The organism is Bacilli bacterium, from assembly GCA_036381315.1.
GTDB lineage: Bacteria > Bacillota > Bacilli > Paenibacillales > KCTC-25726 > DASVDB01.
On the sequence record DASVDB010000015.1, the window covers coordinates 1 to 18,589 of the forward strand.

Consider the following 18,589-nt stretch of genomic DNA (forward strand, 5'->3'; position numbering starts at 1 on the left):
AACAGGAAACCTTGCCGCAAAGGTAAGCGCCGCGCCCGGACTTTTTCCCCGTCAGGTCGATTAATACTTCATCTTCCGGCGTTTTGACGATGCGGATCAACTGCTTTTTCGCGATCATTTCCTGGCAGGCCACGCATTTGCGCAAAGGCACTTTCCGCTTTTTCATTGACGGCACCTCCGTTTTCGCCCTTAACCGATATCCGGTTCTGCATTTGCGTCGTCAGGCATATCCCGCAGAAAATCGCCTTCTTCAATTTGCGACTCGCTTTTGATATCGATTTTCCAACCGGTTAATTTCGCGGCAAGGCGGGCGTTCTGGCCGCGAATGCCAATGGCCAAAGACAGTTGATTGTCCGGCACAATCACCCTGGCCACTTTTTCTTCTTCGTAGATTTCCACTTCTGTTACCTTGGACGGGCTAAGCGCATTCGCCACATATTCTTCGGCGCTTTCCGACCAACGCACAATATCGATTTTTTCCCCGCGCAATTCGTTCACGATCGTCTGCACGCGCGCTCCTTTGCCGCCGACGCACGCCCCTACCGGATCGACCTCGGAATTGCGGGAATGTACGGCGATCTTCGAACGGTAACCCGCTTCCCGCGCCACCGAACGAATCTCGACCACCCCGTCGTAAATCTCCGGAACCTCAAGCTCAAACAATCTGCGCAAAAGGCCCGGATGCGTGCGGGACAAAAGAATGAGCGGCCCTTTGGTCGTATTTTCGACTTTGGTAATGTAAGCTTTAACTCTGTCGCCATGCGCAAAACGATCCGTCGGCATCATTTCGTTCAGCGGCAAACAAGCCTCGGTTTTGCCAAGATCGATATACAGGTTGCGTTGATCCTGGCGCTGAACAATGCCGGTCACGATGTCTTCTTCTTTATCTATAAATGCATTGTAAATAAGTCCGCGTTCCGCTTCGCGGATGCGCTGCGTCACAACCTGTTTGGCGGTTTGCGCCGCAATGCGGCCGAAATCTTTCGGCGTAACTTCAATTTCCACAATATCGTTCAACTGATAGTTGGGATTGATTTCGCGCGCCGTCTCCAGCGAAATTTCGAGCCGCGGGTCCAGGCATTCTTCCACAACCGTTTTGCGGGCAAACACTTTAATCGCCCCGGTGTCGCGGTTGATGTCAACCCTGACATTTTGCGCGGTGCTAAAGTTGCGCTTGTAGCTGGAAATAAGCGCCGCTTCGATCGCTTCGATCAGAACGTCTTTGCTGATCCCTTTTTCCCTTTCAAGATCCGATAACGCCTCCATAAAATCGGTGTTCATCGGTCCATCATTCCTCCTTCAATGCGTTTTCCGCTTCAAATTTAAATCACAATCGTTAATCTGGCGGAAGCGACTTTCCCAACCGGAATGGCATATTCCCGTTCGCCTGCCCGCACCGTGAGCACGCCGTCGGCAAAAGACAACAGCTTGCCGGTAAATTCCTTGCTTTCGGCGATTGGTTCGTATGTAGTCACAAACACGTTTTTACCAACCGCGTTGGCAAAGTCACGGTCGTTTTTGAGCGGGCGTTCCGCTCCCGGCGAGGAGACTTCCAAAATATAGCTTTCCGCGATCGGATCCGTTTCGTCCAATTTCGCGCTCAAATATTCACTCACTTTGCCGCAGTCATCAATTTCGATACCGCCTTCCTTATCGATAAAAACGCGCAAAAACCGGTTCGAGCCTTCTTTAACGTACTCCACGCCCACCAATTCAAAATTTTCTTTCTCAAGAAACGGCCGAACCAACTGTTCCACAGTATCCTGAATAGGCTGCCTGCCCATGCTTGTTGTCACCTCCGCTTGTCGCTTCGCGTTCGATTGCGTAACCCGTATTGTGTGCAGCAAAACGTAAAGAGTGGGTTTCCCCACTCTTCCAGCCAGCGTTTTCAGAACGTTGCAAACTTGCCAAAAGCTATTATAACATACGGCATCCTCATTGCACAAGCAAAAAACATAACGCACGCTCAACGTACCTCGAGATAATGCGCGGGCGCCGCGTAATGCAAAAAACGTTCCCGCTTCGCCCAATACCGCGCGGCTTCAATGGCCGGTTTGGCGGCTGTGCTTTCTTCCTGCAGCAGCATGATTTGGATGCCGAACCGCCGCATCAGTTTGCGCAACCGCGCTTTTGCCGATTTGTGCCACGCGAATGTTTCGGGGCGGATAAAATCGGGATTTTCCCAGCAAATACCGTCGATCAGCGGCGCCGTTTGCCAGCAGAGCGACTGGATGCCGTTATTTTGCACCAATATGTGCGTCGGATACAGCGCGCGGATTCGCGTAATGAGCTCAACCGCGGCAGCCTGCTGTTCCGCTTGCACGCCGGCGGGAAGAATATTCCATTCCACATTACTCAACGTGTCCATGAAAATTCCGTCGTAAGACAAATGACGCAAATAATGGCCGATTCGGTGCAGAATGAGCCCTGTCCACGCGGGCGATCGCAGATCGGCCACTCTGGTGCGGTAAACCGCGTTTCCCACAATGGCGCCGGCAATTTCCAAATAATCGTTGTCATGAAGCAGCGGTTTGAGCGGGTCGTATTCCGGCACTTCCGTCATGCTGACGTACGCCAGCGCGAATGTGCCCTTTGTCTCACGCATCTCTTTAAGCGTGTCTGCGGTTTGTCCGGCCGGTTCGAGAATGGCGATGTCATAACGCGCCAATGTTTGCGCCTGATTATGGCCATAATAGACCGCGAAACTTCGGGCGTGGGCGAATAATTTCCGGCGATCCATTGTTTCGTTCAAGATATTCCCCATCCCTTTCCAAAATCGTCAACGACTGCCGGAGATCGCTTCCTAGCCGGTTAATTCCGCTTGCTTTCTGGCGAACCAGTTTAAAAACAGGTCGACGATCGAAGCGTCCAGATGTGTGCCGGCGGCGTTTCGCAGCCTCTCGATCGCCTGCTCAAACGATAGCGGCTGGCGATATTTTCGGCCGCTGGTCAAGGCGAGAAATGTTTCCACAACGGCAATTATACGCGCCCCGAAAGGGATTTCATTGCCGGTTAAACCTGCCGGATAGCCGTTGCCGTCCATTCTTTCGTGATGGTGCAAAATATAGGAGGACGCGCGTTCATTTCCCAGCATGGATTGCACAATTGAAGCGCCCACTTCGGCATGCAGCTTGATCAATTCATATTCCGCTTCGCTGAATCTTCCTTCCTTATGCACGAGATCCAGCGAGATGCCGATATTGCCGATATTGCTCAAATAAGCCGCGAGCGCCACATTGCGGATTTCCTCCGCGGCAAGTCCCATTTCCCGGGCGATGACCATCGCGTATTTGCCCATCAATTCGGATCGTCCCGCGGTATATACCGCCAAATTGTCCTGCAGCTGCGCCAGCGTTTTCAGAATATCGACATAATGGGCGGAAAAACCGCGGAATAATTGCTGCTGCCCCAGCACTTCGCGCATATTCCCGATCACCGGGCGCAAGGATGCGCATGCTTCCTTCCAGACAGCTTGTTGCGGAGGAGCCAGATGCCAAAGCACCATCATGCGGCGGCATGGCTCTTCGCGCCGTTCGGAAAGGTCGATGATCGCCACGGTCCGCGCGCCTGTCGCCGCAATTTCCGGCGGAAGTTTGTAAAAATCATTCTCGTTCTCGCTGAACAGCCGAATGTCGGCTTGTTCACGCTTTAATTCGGACAATTTTACCAGTATTCCGGCCAATTCATCGCGCGGCAGCAAATCATGCCGGAAATTCGCGTCTTTGGAAATCGCGGCCAAGCGGAAACGATCGCCGGATTGAACAGCGAAAAAGCCGCCGTCCGCTTGCGTGATTTTCATGGCCAAATTCAGCATAAAATCGGTTGTCGAGTTCACGTCCAGCGCAATGCTGTTAATCCGCTGCATCGCCTGGCCGGCGGTCACGATAACCGTTGACTTGTTGCGCACCTCTTCCAGCATCAGCAATTGCCGCAGCGAATTTTGCGCCATCTCCTGAAACGCTTCCAGTTCCCGTTTTATTTTGCGGTTATAATGGTATTTGCGCATCGGACCGACCCGGATCAAACCGATATCCGCCACCGGAATGTCGAGAAACTCCACCCTGCCCACTTTGCGCATCCGCAGTTTTGCGGGTGAAACTTCCGGAGCGATGGAAAGCGGCGGGAGATATTGCTCCTTCTTGTATTCCGCCAATCCGCTGTAAGACGGCTCCACTTTGCCGAAGTTTGGCGCTTGATGATGAACCGCCCGCAACAAATGGACGTTCTTGTTTTGATCATGGATATAAAATGTGTAAGTGGGCGCCGTAACCATCGCCGCGACCATTTCCAGCATGCGGGTCAAATTTTGCTCCAGCCCGTTTTCCGGCGCAATGCGGCGGCCCAAATCGAGCGAACGCAGCCAGCGTTTTTTCATCAGGCGCGCTTTTTTGAGCATAAAGAAAAACGCCGCCAAACAAGCCGCCGTCACCAACATCATGACGGGCAATATCAATGCGATATGTTCCGCAACATACGAAAACAATTCAGCGAAGTCCTGTTGGAAAATCGCGAAAATGGATTCAAGCGTCGTTAACAAACCGTCTCACTTACCCTTCGTCGGTTGATTTGGCGGCGGCCGCTTCCTCGCGGTAGCTCTCAGTTTGCACTTGCTCCAAAGCCATCGCTTGGGAAACTTCTTTTATTTTAGCATACAGTTGCGAGATTTGACTCGATTGATATAAATTCACAACGAGCAGCACAATAAATGAAAAAAGAAACAACAGCGACGGCGGATAATCGACGCCAATCCATCCGGACACCACATCAAGCCAATGCGGATGAATGGATAAAACCAAAATCGCGATTACCCCGCCGAGCCAAACAAGCGTATTGCGTTCGTTCATTTTTTTGCGCGCCATCAACGTCACGACCCAAATACACAGCGATAACCCGATCATCAGCACAATGATTTTCAATACGTCGCTCATCAGCCTTTTCTCCTCTCAAACAGCAAATGAAACACCATCATGTTGATGATGCCCATCGTCACTTTCAGCATATAGATCGCGTGCCTGATCGACCCGGAATGCATGCTTTTGCCCTGCTCGCGCTTTTGTGAGCGGATGGGAAACTCTCTCATTTTGAACCCTTGATAATGCATGTGAATAATCATATCGGCGTCGGGAAAATCGTGGGGAAAAGAAGTGCTGAATGCGCAATACGAAAAAGCCCGGCGCGATAGCCCGCGAAGCCCCGAAGTCGGATCGGTCACTTTGATGCCGGTGAACAGGCGAATAATCGTCGTAAACCACAAGAAGGCAATGCTTTTGCGCAAGCCCAGCGTGAATCTGGATTCGCCCAAAATGCGCGATCCGGTCACAATGTCCGCGGTGTCTTTCCACAGTTCATGGATCAATTGGCGCAAATCATCGGGATGATGCTGGCCGTCTCCGTCAAAGTGCACCACATAATCATACCCGTGCGCAAAGGCAAACCGGTATCCTGTTTGCAAAGCGGCGCCGTATCCCAGATTGATCGGGTGGGAGACGATGAAAACGGCGAAGCGCCGGGCGACTTCCAGCGTTTGATCGTTCGATCCGTCATTGACTACAAGGATGTCGGCGATGTTTTGGAACTCGCGCAGCTTTTCCAAAACGCTTCCCAATCCCGCTTCTTCGTTATAAGCGGGAATGACAATCAACGTCTTTGGCAAATCGATTCATCCTTTCCATACTGGATTTTTAACGAGCGAAGCAAATCCGGCCATTGGCCGAACAGCAAAACAAGATAGCCGGTCAAAAACATAAAGCCGCCCAACAGCACGTAAACCAGCGCAAACAGCGAATGATGGGCCGGAAGCAAAAACCACAAAGCCCGCATAAGCAAAAAATAGATGGCGGGAAAAGCCGCCGCCCTGCCAAGCTTCGCCAATTCCCGGCGCACCTCGGCAAAGCGCGGCCGCAAACTGCGCGACATGAGCGTAAGCATAAGAGCGGCGTTAACGGCGGCGCCGATGGCGGCGCCATATCCGACGCCGGGCGGGCCCAATAGCCGCGTGAACGCAAAATCGCCCGAAATGGTGACAAGCGCGCTGACAGCGTACGCAAGGAGCGCCGCAATCAAATTTTTTTCCGCGAGAAAAAACCGCAACGAGATTAGCGAGATCGACTGGCTTAAAACGGAAAGCGAATATCCCGCCAATATGCCGGAAGTTAGCTGTACGGAACGATCATCGAAAGCGCCGTGTTGAAACAAGCCGATCGTCACCGGTTCCCTAAGCAGGAACAAAAACGCCATCGCCGGAAAGACAATGAGTACAACCGCGCGAAACGCACGTTTCAGCAATCGCTTCGCTTGTTCGCGCTCGTTGAGCGCGATATGCCGGGATAAATCCGGCAATATCACGACGCTCACCGCCGCGACAAACACCCAAACGGGAAACTGTGTCAATCTGTAGGCGTAATTCAACGCGGCGGCGGCGCCGGACGCGAATGTTGTGATCATATACCGCTCGGCAAAAAAGACCGCTTGCATGCTGAGCAAAATGGCCAGGTACAAAAGCAGCATGCGCATCATGCCGCGCCATTCGGTATGTTGCCCGTGCGTTTCCGCAACACCCTTTTTCCGGTTGACCGCGGCGACTTTTGCCAAAGAGCCGATGCCTGTTCGCGCGATCCACAAGCCAACCAAAAAAACGCCGCCGGTAATGAAAAATGCAATGTAACGCACGCCTTCCGCAAGCGGTATGTCGGCTACGCGGCAATACAGCACGCCCGCCAAAAAGCACAGATTGATGAACAGCGGCGCCACAGCCGGCGCAATAAATTGCCGCAACGCTTGTAAAATCGCCGTTCCGACCGCCACACAGACGAACATCGCAACCGTTGGCAAAAAAAGCCGCAACAATTGCGCAATCAACCGGGTCAACTCGGCGTCCGGCGATTGATTCAGCAAATCCGACAGCAAGCCGGGAAACGAAAAGATGAACGCCATTATGATAAACGAGATGCCAATGAAACAGACGAACAGTTGCCTGACTGTAACGCGCAATCGTTTCAGGCGGTTGTTCGCCAACATCTCCGAAAAGACGGGGATGCAAACGACGGAAATGGCCGCCGCAAACAAATTGTTGCCGATGCTGTCGGGAACAAAATACGCCAATGTGAGCGCGTCCGCCTGCAAGGACGTGCCCGCATATGCGGCCAACGCGACGTCCTTGACAAAAGCCAACAGGGCCACACCCACGTTGATCACGGTCAATGCCGCGACCGGATTGCGAAAAAGAAGCCCGTAATTTCGCCTCGTCTGTTTATGTAAAGCCATCCGGTCCACCCTCTTTTCCGCCTTTCGGCACAGGCATGGCCAAATCCGGTATGTTCCCGCCTTCAAGCAAAAGCTCCACCGTTTTTCCCAACGGCGCAAAGGAATAATGCCCGAGCAACCATTCCAATTTCGCCGCCGTTTTGGCCAGGCCGTAATATTGCATGATTTGAACCGGCAGCGAGGCGGGCAGCCTCGGTTGCTCCGGGTCGATTTCCCAGGGATGAATATATAGCATGAAGGGCCGTAACCTGCGCGTCTTCTTCAGCAGCAAATGAATCAGCGTTAGCGGCAGCGCGCGCAAATAAAATCCGCCGGAAAACGGAATGCGCGCGATTCCCCATTTATAGACGGAGGCGGGAAACTCGACCAATTGCAGCTGGCGTTCGCGAATAATCGGGCGAAACGGCGCAAGCGGCGCCCTATTGGAGCCGCCGAGCGGCGTATAAAAAGGTTGCAAGCTGGAATCAATACTGTAACCTTCTTCCTCCAGCACGCACAGCCAATCGTAAATCTTTGCGTTAAGCGACCAGGAAGGAGCGCGAAATTGCTTCACGGCTACGCCGGCGATATCCTCCAGCACCGCTTTCGAAGCGCGTACGTCCGCGCGGAAAGATTCGCGCGTTAACGTAGACAGCATCCGATGCGTAAGCGTATGCGAGCCGATTTCATGCCCCGCTTGCACAATGTCGCGCACGAGCGCCGGGTAACGTTTGGCGACTTCGCCCACGATAAAAAACGTCGCCTTGGCCTTGTGCCGCTCAAAACATTCCAGCAACCGGCCTGTGTTTCTTTCGACTCTGCCGGGGTAGTTCCGCCACTGCGCCTGCGGAATATTGAGTCCGTTTGTCTGATAATAATCTTCTACGTCAACAGTCAATATGTTCAATGCCATCACTCCGTGTCATGATCGGCTGATCACCATGTTCCACGCCTTGGGATCCGCAATATAACGCAAACAGGCAAGCATAAATCCGAAAGCGGGCAGCGGATCGTCCCGCGACAGGATATCATCCGCCACTCCCCGCCCCGGACCGCGCCAAAATCCGGGCGTAAGTTTTCCGCGATGCGGGTTTGCCAGATAGTGCAGCATATCGCCGGGCAGCAAGTTCCGGCAAAGCACGCCTTCTTTATAGCCGCGCGTTTCTTCCGTTTTTTCGCCGCAGGCGATCTGGTACAACATCCAGGGAAAATCAATTCCGGACAAGATCGCCGTCTGCAGCGAGTTCCAAAAACGCGGGTTGATTTCCATAAATTTTGCCGCGCCGTCTCTTGGGTCCACCATAAATTCCAGTTCCACAATCCCCCGCCAGGGCAGCTTGTCCATGATGCGCAGCGAAAGCTCAAGCAAATCGGGGCGGCGTACGCTTTCCTGCAAGGTGCTCGGTCCGTGCGCGACGGGAAAATGGCGCAGTTCCCGCTGCACGAAACTCGCTTTCAGGCGCCCGGCAAAATCATACAGCAAACATACATCGAACCTTTCGCCAGGCGGAATATATTCCTGGATGAGCGGAAAAGGATATTTTGCGTGCACCTGAAAATATTGCTCAAGCAACTCCCGCTTCTTTACGACCCGAATTCCCCGGGAACCGGAACTGCGGCGGGGCTTGATGACAAGCGGTTCCGGCAAGCGCGCAATTAAATCCGCGACTTGGTCCGGATTTTTCGGAGCAAAGGTGGCAGGTATCGGGACCTGGCATTGCCGCGCAATTTCCACCGCTTTGCCTTTATCCGCCGCCTTTTCCCAACTGTCCTTTTCCGGCAGCACCATCCGCGGCCCATTTGCGAACAAATCCGCATGCTTCATGACTGCGGCGAGCGCCCGGTCATCCATCGGAAACAAAATATCGATCTGTTTGCGCGCCATCGTTTCCGCGAGCCATTCCGCGTATGCGCGCGAATGTTTCGCCGGATCGGGCGAAAGCAAATTTCCTTTGCAATACCTGGAAAAAGCGGAAATATTGCAGCGCGTCGTTTCCGCAACGTACGCCGGGACTCCTTTTTTACCCAGCGAGCGCACGGCGGCTAATGTTTTGCGCAGCTGTCCGTCCGTCAACAATACCGAATTCATCCGATCCCCGCCTGCCTTTGTTTCTCCAAAACCACTTTATTTTTGCCTTGCGTGATTTTATAGATGATGTATTTGTCGGTTTCCAGAAAAACGGTCATGTCCCGATGACTTTTCCGATACTCTTCCGCCCAGTAATAAGCTTTCGCCATCAAAATCCGGCGGTTTTCCGACGAACCGTAGTAAAATTCGGTTAACGCCTGGCCGCGAGCCACCGGAAAAGGCTTTTTCGCGTCTTTCCGCGAAATCGGGCGCACATCATGCAAAGCAGAGGCAATGGGAATTTTCTCAACAAACAAAAATACATAGGGTGTTGAAAACACAAGGGCTTTTTGATCGGGATCGTCAAGATCGCGGACAAATTCCCACAATTCCGTATGGTAGCCGTTTCCGTAGATCATCCCCAATTCGTCGACCGACGAGATGATATCCCAAAGCTGCTTGGGGTAATTCGCGTTAATATCCAAATAGCCGCGCACCGCTTCATCATATTGGCGCATCTCGCCCGAAGGAAGTTTCATCCATTGCCCGGGAACGGCAAAAACCGCGATGATGAGGATTACACCAAGTGAAGTACGCGCGATGACGCGGATGCGCTCATGATTAAGCAGACTGCTGAAGTAGGCGAATGTCGCGGCAAATAATAAAGCGATAGACATTGCCAGAAATACGGGCAGCCGATCCGACGGCACAATGGCGGGCAAGCCAATTTCGGGCGCTATGGACAAGCTGATCAGAAACAGCGCGAACATGGCGGCGAAAACATAAGGCGGCCAGGCGGAAGATGGACTGCGCCGGTTTTTCTGAAGCAGAAGGCGCAGCATCGTTCCGGCGAACGCAAGCAAAAACAAGAGTAACAGCACGGCCACAAGCGGTTGATTGCGCGCAAAGCGAACGATGGCGGATATGGCCGAAGCATGGTCTCCCGCCGCGAACCCCGCGGCAAAATAACGGATGGACGGGCCATGAAACTGTTTTCCCAGCGCCAATCCGATGATGGGCGGCAAAATGCCGAGCAATCCGGCAACCGCCATACAGCCTATAATTCGCCAAACGCGCCGCCGTTCGGCCAGTTTGCTAATGTGGGCAATCCCCACGGCAACATATGCCGCCGTCATGACAACAACGACAAACGGATGCGTGAATGCGGCGATGGCGTAACATTCCGCGGAAAGCACAAGATACGTCCGCTTTTTCGTTTGCATATATGAATAAAAGAAGGCAATTCCCGGAAACAGGAACATGGCGGCGAATTCCATGGAAAGCGCCGACAACTCCCGCCATAGGATGACGGGGTTATCCAGCATCATGGCGCTCGCGAACAAGGCGAGAAATACGGTCAACAAAATCGTGAAATAGTCTTTGCCGATCATTTTCCGCAAAACATAAACAAGCGAAGCTGCCATCAATGCGTTGGTCAGCGGGCCCATAAACCTGACGATTCCATACATATCCAGGCCAAACATGCTGCCAAGCGCGGCAATGATCGCTTCAAAACCGTAAGGGTATACGCCGTCCAGGTAGATTTTCATGTGCGCCAAATATTTGGCCCAGCCAAGATGCACATAAGAATCGGATGAGGCAAAACCAAGATGGGTAAACGAAAATGTGCCGCGGGTTATGATGTCCGCTGCAAAAACGGCTGCAAACGCCATGATGAGCAAGGGGTGCTCGCGCACTAAACGTTTTGCCTTGCCGAGCAGTCCCGTAAAGATGATCGCGGCGTTGCGGAGCAACTTGCCCAACTCGTGTTGAAAGCGGCCGGGAACATCCGCCCAATCGAACATTGCCGCCAAAAATTTGACGCTGAAGGGCAAGGATTTTTTGCGGGCATACCATTTCCGCAGCAAGAAAGCGCACAGAAACGTCGCCGCATATAACGCAATCGGTTCGAACAAATGAATGCCGACGAGCAAATGAACGATGGCCATATAAAAAAGCGTGGAATGCGTCAACGCCATGAAAAACTTGTCCAACGTCGAATCTTCCGGAGCGAAGCGAATGATCAGCGCGGGAAGCGCGGCAAACAGAAAAAAATATGAAAACACAAAACTTGCCAGCATTAAGATCGTTTCCGTAAGCGGTATTATGGCGTAGCCCCCCCTTCACCCCAGATTTGCCCGGCAACGTCCGCTTTGCTTATCGGTTGTTCCAAATAGTAAATTTTGAGATTTTCGTCTTCATACCAGATCCGCACATGCGGATTCACCTTGCGCTGCTCGTTAAACCATTGTTCCAGCCTGACCGTTTGTTTCCGCCTCGCTTCATACTCCGGTTGCATCAACGGATAAATCGCGTTCGATTTGCTGACCGCAAAAACGTTTTTTTGCTCGTAAACAAATACATGGGGCGGAATTTGCCCGTCGCTTTCGGACGAGCCGTATTGGGTCAACGGCCATTTGGCCGGATCGTAGCTGTCTAGAAATTGCGCCGTGTCCATATGAACGCCTTTACCGGCCACAACGGCGTAGCCTTCTCTCGCCGGAGAGACGATCATCCATGTTTTCGGCAAAAAAGCCTGGCTGATTGCCAAATACTGCTCAACGCCGGCGTCCCATTCCATCTTGTAGGGGATAATCGGCGAAGGCGGATTCGCGGCCAAAATGACGGCAAATCCCCCGACGGCAACGGATATTTCCGCGATACGCCCGAACGGAAGCCGCCGCAACCGGCAAAACAACACGCCTGCCGCCGAGCCGACGCAAACGGGGACGATCAACGCCCATAAATCCGCTGATCGGGCGGTGATTACCTCGCTGCCCGGAAACGTCCACAAATTGCCGAAATAATGGATGACAAACGTGAGTGCGCCATATACGGCGGCAGTCAGCAATCCGGTATGTTCGCGTATGCGGCGAAACGCCACGACAAGCTTGAAGAATACGATGCCGATGGCAAGTAAAAACACGATATCCACATATCCGAGGTCGGGCAAATACGAAAGCGAATTCCTGCTTGTGGCAAAATCCTCGGAGGCTGCGTGTACTTTTGCGCCAAGCAGGAATCCCAAACCAAGCGGCGCGGCCGACAGCAAAACGGAACCGATTCCGCCCAGGACAACCGGCCAGATCGGGCGCAACCGCTCGTAACACGTCAAGGGAATGTAGATGATCAGCAATGCCGCAACGCCGATGCCCAAAAAAACATACGCCAACGAATGCACAAGCCCGGTCACGGCCATGCCGGCAATGCCCGCGGCCAGCGCCCATCGCTCGCGATCGCGGAGCCAACGATGCAATAAATAAACAGTGGGAAATACAAACACAAACCCGAATTCCTGCGAATTCGTCGCCGCCTGCCGCACATAGTCGCCTCCGCTGATCACATTGCTTAACAGCCCGAAAACAATCAGCGCGGCCATGCCGGCAAGCCTGTTGTCGGTCCAGCGCGAAACCGTTATGTACATCCCCGCCATCACCAGCATCATATTCAGTGGCCCGGTGTATTTCAAAATATAGAGCGGATCGGAAAACGAAAATTTGGCCAAATAATCCATCCAAATATGAAAGCCTTGCGGATAAATTCCGTCGTGAAACAAAATGCGATCGTCAATATATTTGATCCAGGCAAGCGTTACATAGCCGTCGGACATTGCCGGGGCGGCATGAACGAGCGCATCATAAAACCTCATGTATGCGGAAACCGCAAACACGGAAATCAGCAAAAGCGATTCGCCCAATTCGGGCCAATGCGCAAACCGGCGTGCCAGCTCCGCATGAAATTGTCGGACTTTGCGTTTGATGCAGCGATAAACGTCCGGCCGCGGGTCGTATTTTCCTTCCAGCCAATCAAAAAGCCGCAAAACGGAAAAAGTGGAAAGGCGAAAACGGCGCGCCGCACACAAACAAAGAAGCGGGATGATCGCCATTAACTCGAACAATTTGAACGCAACCAGGACGTATCCGAGTACAATCAGCAACAGCGTCATCATGACAAACCGGGACATGGCGCGTTCGCCCCATTCGCCGGAAGCAAAACGGAAAATCAGGCGCGGAAAGACAAACATCAGGAGGGCAAAAGCGCCAAAATAACGCAAAAGGTGCGCCGCTTGATTGAGCCAGTCCGCATACATAAAATCCCCCCTCGCCCTTTACACTGCCGCATACAGATAGTAATCGAGATTCCCCAACACGCGGATAACCTGCCTTGATGTGAGGACAAGAAACGAACCGGAACCGATCAATAAGCCAATTACGGCATAGTGGTAATCGATCCAGCGGCTCAATAAAAAACCGACAATTAGATTGGCGAGAATCGAAATCCAAATCGCTCGCACGACAAAGCCCGGCTGGGACAAGGAAAACAACAATACGGCGTTCATCAGCGCAACGGCAATGAACACATAGGCGATTAACGAAACGATAAAGACAAATTTGGTGACTGGGCTATTAAACAAATGAAGCGAGGCAAACAGCTGCGAATGCGCACCTAGCTGCAGCAAAGCCCAATACAAACCATAGGCGCATAAAAAAGCGACGGCGAAAATTTGCAGCATTTGCCGCCCGTATTTGCGCAGATAAATTTGATTCATTCTTTCGGTTTCATCCGCCCAATAGCCTTTTTGCGCAGTTTCCACATCCATCATCATTTTGGTCAGGATCACTTCGCTAATCCCCATCGGCAAAATTAACACGAGCAGCGAGAAATCCAACCCCAACTCATATTCGCCGCGGAACCAAATCAAATACGGCATAAAATCGTTATTGCGCGTCCAGGCGATCATTCTGTCCAAAAACAGGAAGGCAAAATATAAAAAACCATAGACGAAATACGGCATCGTCGAATACATGAGCACGGACATTTTCGGAAGTTCGGGCGAAATTCCTTTTTCTTCTTTCCGTTCCGCTCTTTTGAACAAATACATGACGAAGAGCATGCTAATTGCGGAAACAATGGCCAAAGCGATCAACTGGGAAAAAATGATATTCATGTTCAACAACACAAATAAAACATAGACGATGAAAATGCCGAGGATGATCAAACCGGTAAACAGCAATTCCTTGCGAAGAATGTACATGACGGTCACGGACAGCCAGATCGAGTTCAGAAAAAAGAAATAAAAAATGATGATCAGCAGCATGTGGAACGTAAACATATGAATGATCAAATTAAGCGCGAAGAGAAGGACGCATAACAGCGCGCAAACAACAAAACCAAAAAAAATAAAACGAAACGTGATCTTTTTCGCCATTTCGTAATAGCCCTGGATGATATAAAAAAATCCCCTTCTGGCGATGCCTTGCGTAAAGCCTCCAACCGTGACGAAGCTTAAAATCGTGCCGACCGCGATGCTCGTTGCGAGTTCCACCGACAAATGCTCAAACGACCAGAGCGAAAATTTAAGCGTCAACATGCAAAACACCGAAATGGCCATCGGGATGGCAAATATGACACCCCGTAAAAATTGGCGAACAAGCGTGAGCGTGATTTGCCATAACGGTTTTGCTTCGGTTTTGGCAAAGCGGGAAACAAAGATGCGCGTTTTGCAGCCTTCCCATAAAATTTCCGCCAGCTCGAAAATTCCGGCGACGCCGAATTGTTTGGCGACACGGTCGTCATTCCACCCCAGGGATTCAAGGATCGCCGCGATTTCATAAATATCTTCCGGTTTTTGGTGAATGCGAAGCACGTCATCCAGCAGGGAATGAATCGTTCGCCCCTCATGTTGCCGGGAATCAAGGCACATAAGATTCATCATGTAAACTCTTCCTCCATTCCCGGAAGCGTCATGTTTACGATCAAACGCGCCAACAAGCCTTCTTGATCGCAAGCGTCGACGACCGCTTCGGTAATCGGCGCATGCTTTTTCACGATCAGGCCGCCGCGGCTGTCCAATAAATCCTCTCCGGCCAACTTGCCGACGATGTAGCGGTAACGAAGCGCGCGCAACTCCTTTGTCAGGGCGGCGCTTGATTGCCCGGCCGCTTTCGGAGCGGGCCGGGACATATCCGGTCGCGTTTCGGTGAACGAAGCGGCCGCTGTTTCCGGAAACGCCGCCGACAGGGGCGACTTAGCCGCAGTGGGCGTCTTCTCCGCCGCCCCGCGGGAAAAGTTTCGGCTTTGCGCTTGCGGATTTGGACGATTGGCGAAAAATTCCCGCATGGCGCGTAAGAATTGCTCCCCTGACGCCGGTTTCGCCAGATGGCGCTCCACCTCGGCCCAATAAGCGGATTGGAAATCTTCCTCCATATCCGCCATATCCTTTTTCCGGCGTAGCGCCGCCTTAAGGTTGTCATGAACAACCGGCGAAGCGTCCGCACAGCTTGCGGCCGAAAAAACAACGCCGGTCAAATCGACATCTTCCACAAATGCCGCAACGGAAACTTCATCGGTCCGGTTTGCTCGCTGATTGTCCGGATGGTTCATCGTTGTTGCCTCGCTTTACGCTGATTGGATCAGAGCGGCCAGAGCGCGGTGCTTTTCCATTTCCAGAAAAGCCTGATCAAACATGCCCAATTGGTTGTACGATTCCGCCAGTTCCAGCAATAAGCAGGGAACCGCCGGCGAAGCGGGATCCGCCATAACAGCCAGCTTAAAATGACGCGCAGCTTCCGAATACATCCCGTTCGCGAAAAAAGCGAAAGCTCTTTCCGCCATGATCCGCTGCTTGTTGCGGCGGGCGGCATGCGGATTAACCGCATCGTGGACGACAACAGCCTCATTCACCCCGGCGGCCAGCCGTCTATACGTCTGCAGGTGGCTGCCCAACACTTTTTCGACGGTAAATTTGCGCAGCGCCCGTTCCCTGGCTTCCTGCGCCAGCGTGTCGCGCAGTTCGGCATTTGTGAGCAGTTCGACAATACCGGCGGCTAAAGCGTCATGATCCCGGGGATCGATCAAAACGCCGGCATCGCCGACAGCTTCGCGTATGCCGCCCACGTCTGTGGCGATCACGGCGCGCCTGCACATCATCGCTTCCACAACGGAATAGGGAAACGCCTCGGAAATGCTCGTTAAGGCGACAATGTCTCCGCTGCCGTAAGCGGCGGCAACCTGCGCGGAGTGCCCGGCGAACACGAATGTGTCTTCCAATTGCAATTGTTTGCGCAGTTCCAGGCATTCCTCGTAATATGCCGGCACCGATACCGATCCATAGACGATAAACTGCACGTCGGGAATTTTCGTTTTCACGGCCGCCGCCGCTTTGATCAACGTGACGATATCCTTTAACGGATCGATTCGCGCAACGGTTACGACCGTCGGGCGGCCTTTCGTCCGCGGCGGACATTCCTTGAAAATACGCGAATCTATGCCGTTGTAGATCACTTTAATGCGGTCGCGCCCGACGCCGAATCGCGCTTCCCAGCGCGTATTGTATTCGCATACCGGCGAAATTTGATCGGCAAACGTATAATTTAACGAAGTGACGGAATGGATCAGGCGAATCAGAAATGTATTCAAAAAGGAAGAATATTGATTTTTGCCCAGGCCCAAATATTGTTCGCGGATGTATACGCCGTGTTCAGTCAGCAAAAAGGGCGTCTTGTTTTTCAATTTGGCAAGCACACACGGAATACCGCAAAAAGCGGCGGCGGAAGCATGCGTGACATCCGTTTTGGGGAACGGCGTGTTCAAAACATTTAAAAAGCGATACAGCCAGCCCAGGCTTTGAATCATGCAATAAATGTCCGGACGGGGAAATTCCTTGTCAGAATTCGCCACATGCTCAAGCACGACGGTTTTAAACGCGTCCCATGTTTGCGGCGATTTGAAGCTTTTTTTGTATTCGTAACGCTCAAAATAAAGATGCAGCCGCAGCATGACATCGGCCAGCAAATAAGGGTCTTTTTCCGCGGCGATGATTTCGCGCACGAGCATTTTGAAGAGTGGAATAAATTCGCTTTCGATGATGTCGGCTGTCGTTTTGCGCATCGACAGAAAACTTTTGGAGAAAGACTCCGGCAAATGTTCGCTAGGCTCCTCCGTCCCCCACAGCGGCAATTTAATCAGCGTCGCCGAATCGGGCAAAGAAAATTTTTGGGTGACAAAAGGATTCATCAAGATGCTGAAGATGGTGAAATCGACGGCTTGCAACCGTTGTACGAGAATGTCGCACCATGTGCTTACGCCGCCCTGATGAAATGGATAAGTGCCTTCCGTTGTAAGCAATACTTTCAGCTTATCGCTTATCGCCGCTCCCCCTCTATTTGTCCCGGTTTATTGCTTCTCAGCTCTATCAATCACGGAAACTGGGCATATAGTCCTATGCTTATTGTATTAATTTACAACAAAACTATTAAATTAACAAGCAAATTTGGCAATTTTTTTAAAAGAAAGACAATTGATTGGATTCCGGCAAATCGCGGAAACAGCCCATTTGCGATAATATATCCACCACTGTTTTGGTTGCTTTGGCGCGATTTTGGAAGTCTTCCACCGAGAGAAAATCGCCATCCTCTCGCGATGCGGCGATATTTCGCGCGGCGGTTTCGCCGATTCCCTGAATCGCGGAAAAAGGCGGAATCAAGGCGTCGCCGTCGATCACAAACCGCGTCGCGTCGGAGCGGTACAAATCAATCGGTTTGAACGAAAATCCCCGGGCGGTCATTTCCAGCGCCAACTCCAGCATCGATACCATATTTTTCTCTTTGGCGGTTGCCTGAAATCCTTTCTCTTCTATTTCGACCAACTTGCGCAAAATCGCATCATATCCTTCGCAAAACAACGCAACATCGAATTCGTCGCCGCGCACGGAAAAATAGGCGGCGTAAAACGCGATCGGATGATACACCTTGAAATAAGCCGTACGAACCGCCGAAATGACATAAGCCGTCGCGTGCGCCTTCGGGAACATATATTGAATTTTCTGGCAGGAATCAATATACCATTGCGGAACGTTGCATTTTTTCATCGCTTCGATCCACTCCGGCTTTAACCCTTTGCCTTTGCGGACGCTTTCGGTAATCGTGAACGCCAGCCCCGCGTCCATGCCCGCTTTGTAAATGAGATACAGCATGATGTCGTCGCGGCAGCCGATCACCGTCTTGATCGTGCAGACGCCGTTTTTAATCAATTCCTGCGCGTTGTCGAGCCATACGCCCGTACCGTGGGAAAGCCCCGATATCTGCAGCAAATCGGCAAATGTGGTCGGGTGCGTTTCCTCCAGCATCTGCCTGACGAATTTTGTGCCCATCTCCGGAATGCCGTAAGTGGCGACCGGCGTGCGGATTTGTTCCGGCGTAAGGCCGAGCGCCTCCGTAGAATTGAATACGCTCATCACTTTCGGGTCGTTCATCGGGATCGTGGTCGGATCGACGCCGG

General features: G+C 52.2%; 16 protein-coding genes. All 16 read right to left on the bottom strand.

Features of this window, described 5'->3' with window-relative positions; translation table 11 throughout:
* Positions 1-166 (bottom strand): YlxR family protein (locus VF260_00935; protein HEX7055745.1); only part of this gene is annotated, 166 nt, incomplete at its 3' end.
* A gap of 23 nt (positions 167-189) precedes the next feature.
* Positions 190-1,281, bottom strand: coding sequence for a transcription termination factor NusA (nusA, locus tag VF260_00940; GenBank protein HEX7055746.1), 1,092 nt, complete (start codon positions 1,279-1,281; stop codon positions 190-192).
* A gap of 41 nt (positions 1,282-1,322) precedes the next feature.
* Positions 1,323-1,784 carry a ribosome maturation factor RimP gene (gene rimP / locus VF260_00945; GenBank protein HEX7055747.1) on the bottom strand — a complete coding sequence of 154 codons (462 nt, stop codon included), beginning with the start codon at positions 1,782-1,784 and terminating at the stop codon, positions 1,323-1,325.
* A 182-nt stretch (positions 1,785-1,966) separates the two neighbouring features.
* Complete coding sequence (locus VF260_00950) at positions 1,967-2,752, bottom strand: hypothetical protein (protein HEX7055748.1); 786 nt, start codon at positions 2,750-2,752, stop codon at positions 1,967-1,969.
* A gap of 51 nt (positions 2,753-2,803) precedes the next feature.
* A complete protein-coding gene (locus VF260_00955) occupies positions 2,804-4,483 on the bottom strand; it encodes an HD domain-containing phosphohydrolase (GenBank protein ID HEX7055749.1) in 1,680 nt (559 codons plus the stop codon).
* Between the two features lie 64 nt (positions 4,484-4,547).
* Positions 4,548-4,928 carry a DUF2304 domain-containing protein gene (locus VF260_00960; protein HEX7055750.1) on the bottom strand — a complete coding sequence of 127 codons (381 nt, stop codon included), beginning with the start codon at positions 4,926-4,928 and terminating at the stop codon, positions 4,548-4,550.
* Positions 4,928-5,653: a glycosyltransferase family 2 protein gene (locus VF260_00965; protein ID HEX7055751.1), complete on the bottom strand. Its 726-nt coding sequence runs from the start codon at positions 5,651-5,653 to the stop codon at positions 4,928-4,930. The genes VF260_00960 and VF260_00965 overlap by 1 nt, the downstream gene beginning before the upstream one ends.
* Complete coding sequence (locus VF260_00970) at positions 5,638-7,263, bottom strand: lipid II flippase MurJ (protein HEX7055752.1); 1,626 nt, start codon at positions 7,261-7,263, stop codon at positions 5,638-5,640. Before VF260_00970 ends, VF260_00965 begins: the two co-directional genes overlap by 16 nt.
* Complete coding sequence (locus VF260_00975; protein ID HEX7055753.1) at positions 7,250-8,149, bottom strand: polysaccharide deacetylase family protein; 900 nt, start codon at positions 8,147-8,149, stop codon at positions 7,250-7,252. Before VF260_00975 ends, VF260_00970 begins: the two co-directional genes overlap by 14 nt.
* 15 nt (positions 8,150-8,164) lie before the next feature.
* The gene (locus tag VF260_00980) at positions 8,165-9,331 is read right to left on the bottom strand and encodes an ATP-grasp domain-containing protein (GenBank protein HEX7055754.1); all 1,167 of its coding nucleotides are present in this window, start codon (positions 9,329-9,331) and stop codon (positions 8,165-8,167) included.
* Complete coding sequence (locus VF260_00985; GenBank protein ID HEX7055755.1) at positions 9,328-11,391, bottom strand: hypothetical protein; 2,064 nt, start codon at positions 11,389-11,391, stop codon at positions 9,328-9,330. Before VF260_00985 ends, VF260_00980 begins: the two co-directional genes overlap by 4 nt.
* Before the next feature lie 23 nt (positions 11,392-11,414).
* A complete protein-coding gene (locus tag VF260_00990; protein ID HEX7055756.1) occupies positions 11,415-13,400 on the bottom strand; it encodes a hypothetical protein in 1,986 nt (661 codons plus the stop codon).
* 18 nt (positions 13,401-13,418) lie between these two features.
* Positions 13,419-15,026, bottom strand: a complete 1,608-nt coding sequence (locus VF260_00995; GenBank protein ID HEX7055757.1) for a hypothetical protein — start codon at positions 15,024-15,026, stop codon at positions 13,419-13,421.
* The gene (locus tag VF260_01000) at positions 15,023-15,694 is read right to left on the bottom strand and encodes a hypothetical protein (protein HEX7055758.1); all 672 of its coding nucleotides are present in this window, start codon (positions 15,692-15,694) and stop codon (positions 15,023-15,025) included. Before VF260_01000 ends, VF260_00995 begins: the two co-directional genes overlap by 4 nt.
* Before the next feature lie 15 nt (positions 15,695-15,709).
* Positions 15,710-17,437, bottom strand: a complete 1,728-nt coding sequence (pelF, locus tag VF260_01005; protein ID HEX7055759.1) for a GT4 family glycosyltransferase PelF — start codon at positions 17,435-17,437, stop codon at positions 15,710-15,712.
* A gap of 157 nt (positions 17,438-17,594) precedes the next feature.
* Positions 17,595-18,589, bottom strand: a 995-nt coding sequence (gene polC / locus VF260_01010; protein ID HEX7055760.1) for a PolC-type DNA polymerase III, incomplete at its 5' end; no start/stop codon positions are given.

Excerpts from the sequence above, each read along its gene's own strand:
- VF260_00985 (HEX7055755.1), bottom strand. The coding sequence starts at position 11,391 with ATGCTGGCAAGTTTTGTGTTTTCATATTTTTTTCTGTTTGCCGCGCTT.
- VF260_00990 (HEX7055756.1), bottom strand. The coding sequence starts at position 13,400 with ATGTATGCGGACTGGCTCAATCAAGCGGCGCACCTTTTGCGTTATTTT.
- rimP (HEX7055747.1), bottom strand. The coding sequence starts at position 1,784 with ATGGGCAGGCAGCCTATTCAGGATACTGTGGAACAGTTGGTTCGGCCG.
- VF260_00960 (HEX7055750.1), bottom strand. The coding sequence starts at position 4,928 with ATGAGCGACGTATTGAAAATCATTGTGCTGATGATCGGGTTATCGCTG.
- VF260_00970 (HEX7055752.1), bottom strand. The coding sequence starts at position 7,263 with ATGGCTTTACATAAACAGACGAGGCGAAATTACGGGCTTCTTTTTCGC.
- VF260_00980 (HEX7055754.1), bottom strand. The coding sequence starts at position 9,331 with ATGAATTCGGTATTGTTGACGGACGGACAGCTGCGCAAAACATTAGCC.
- nusA (HEX7055746.1), bottom strand. The coding sequence starts at position 1,281 with ATGAACACCGATTTTATGGAGGCGTTATCGGATCTTGAAAGGGAAAAA.
- VF260_00995 (HEX7055757.1), bottom strand. The coding sequence starts at position 15,026 with ATGATGAATCTTATGTGCCTTGATTCCCGGCAACATGAGGGGCGAACG.
- VF260_01000 (HEX7055758.1), bottom strand. The coding sequence starts at position 15,694 with ATGAACCATCCGGACAATCAGCGAGCAAACCGGACCGATGAAGTTTCC.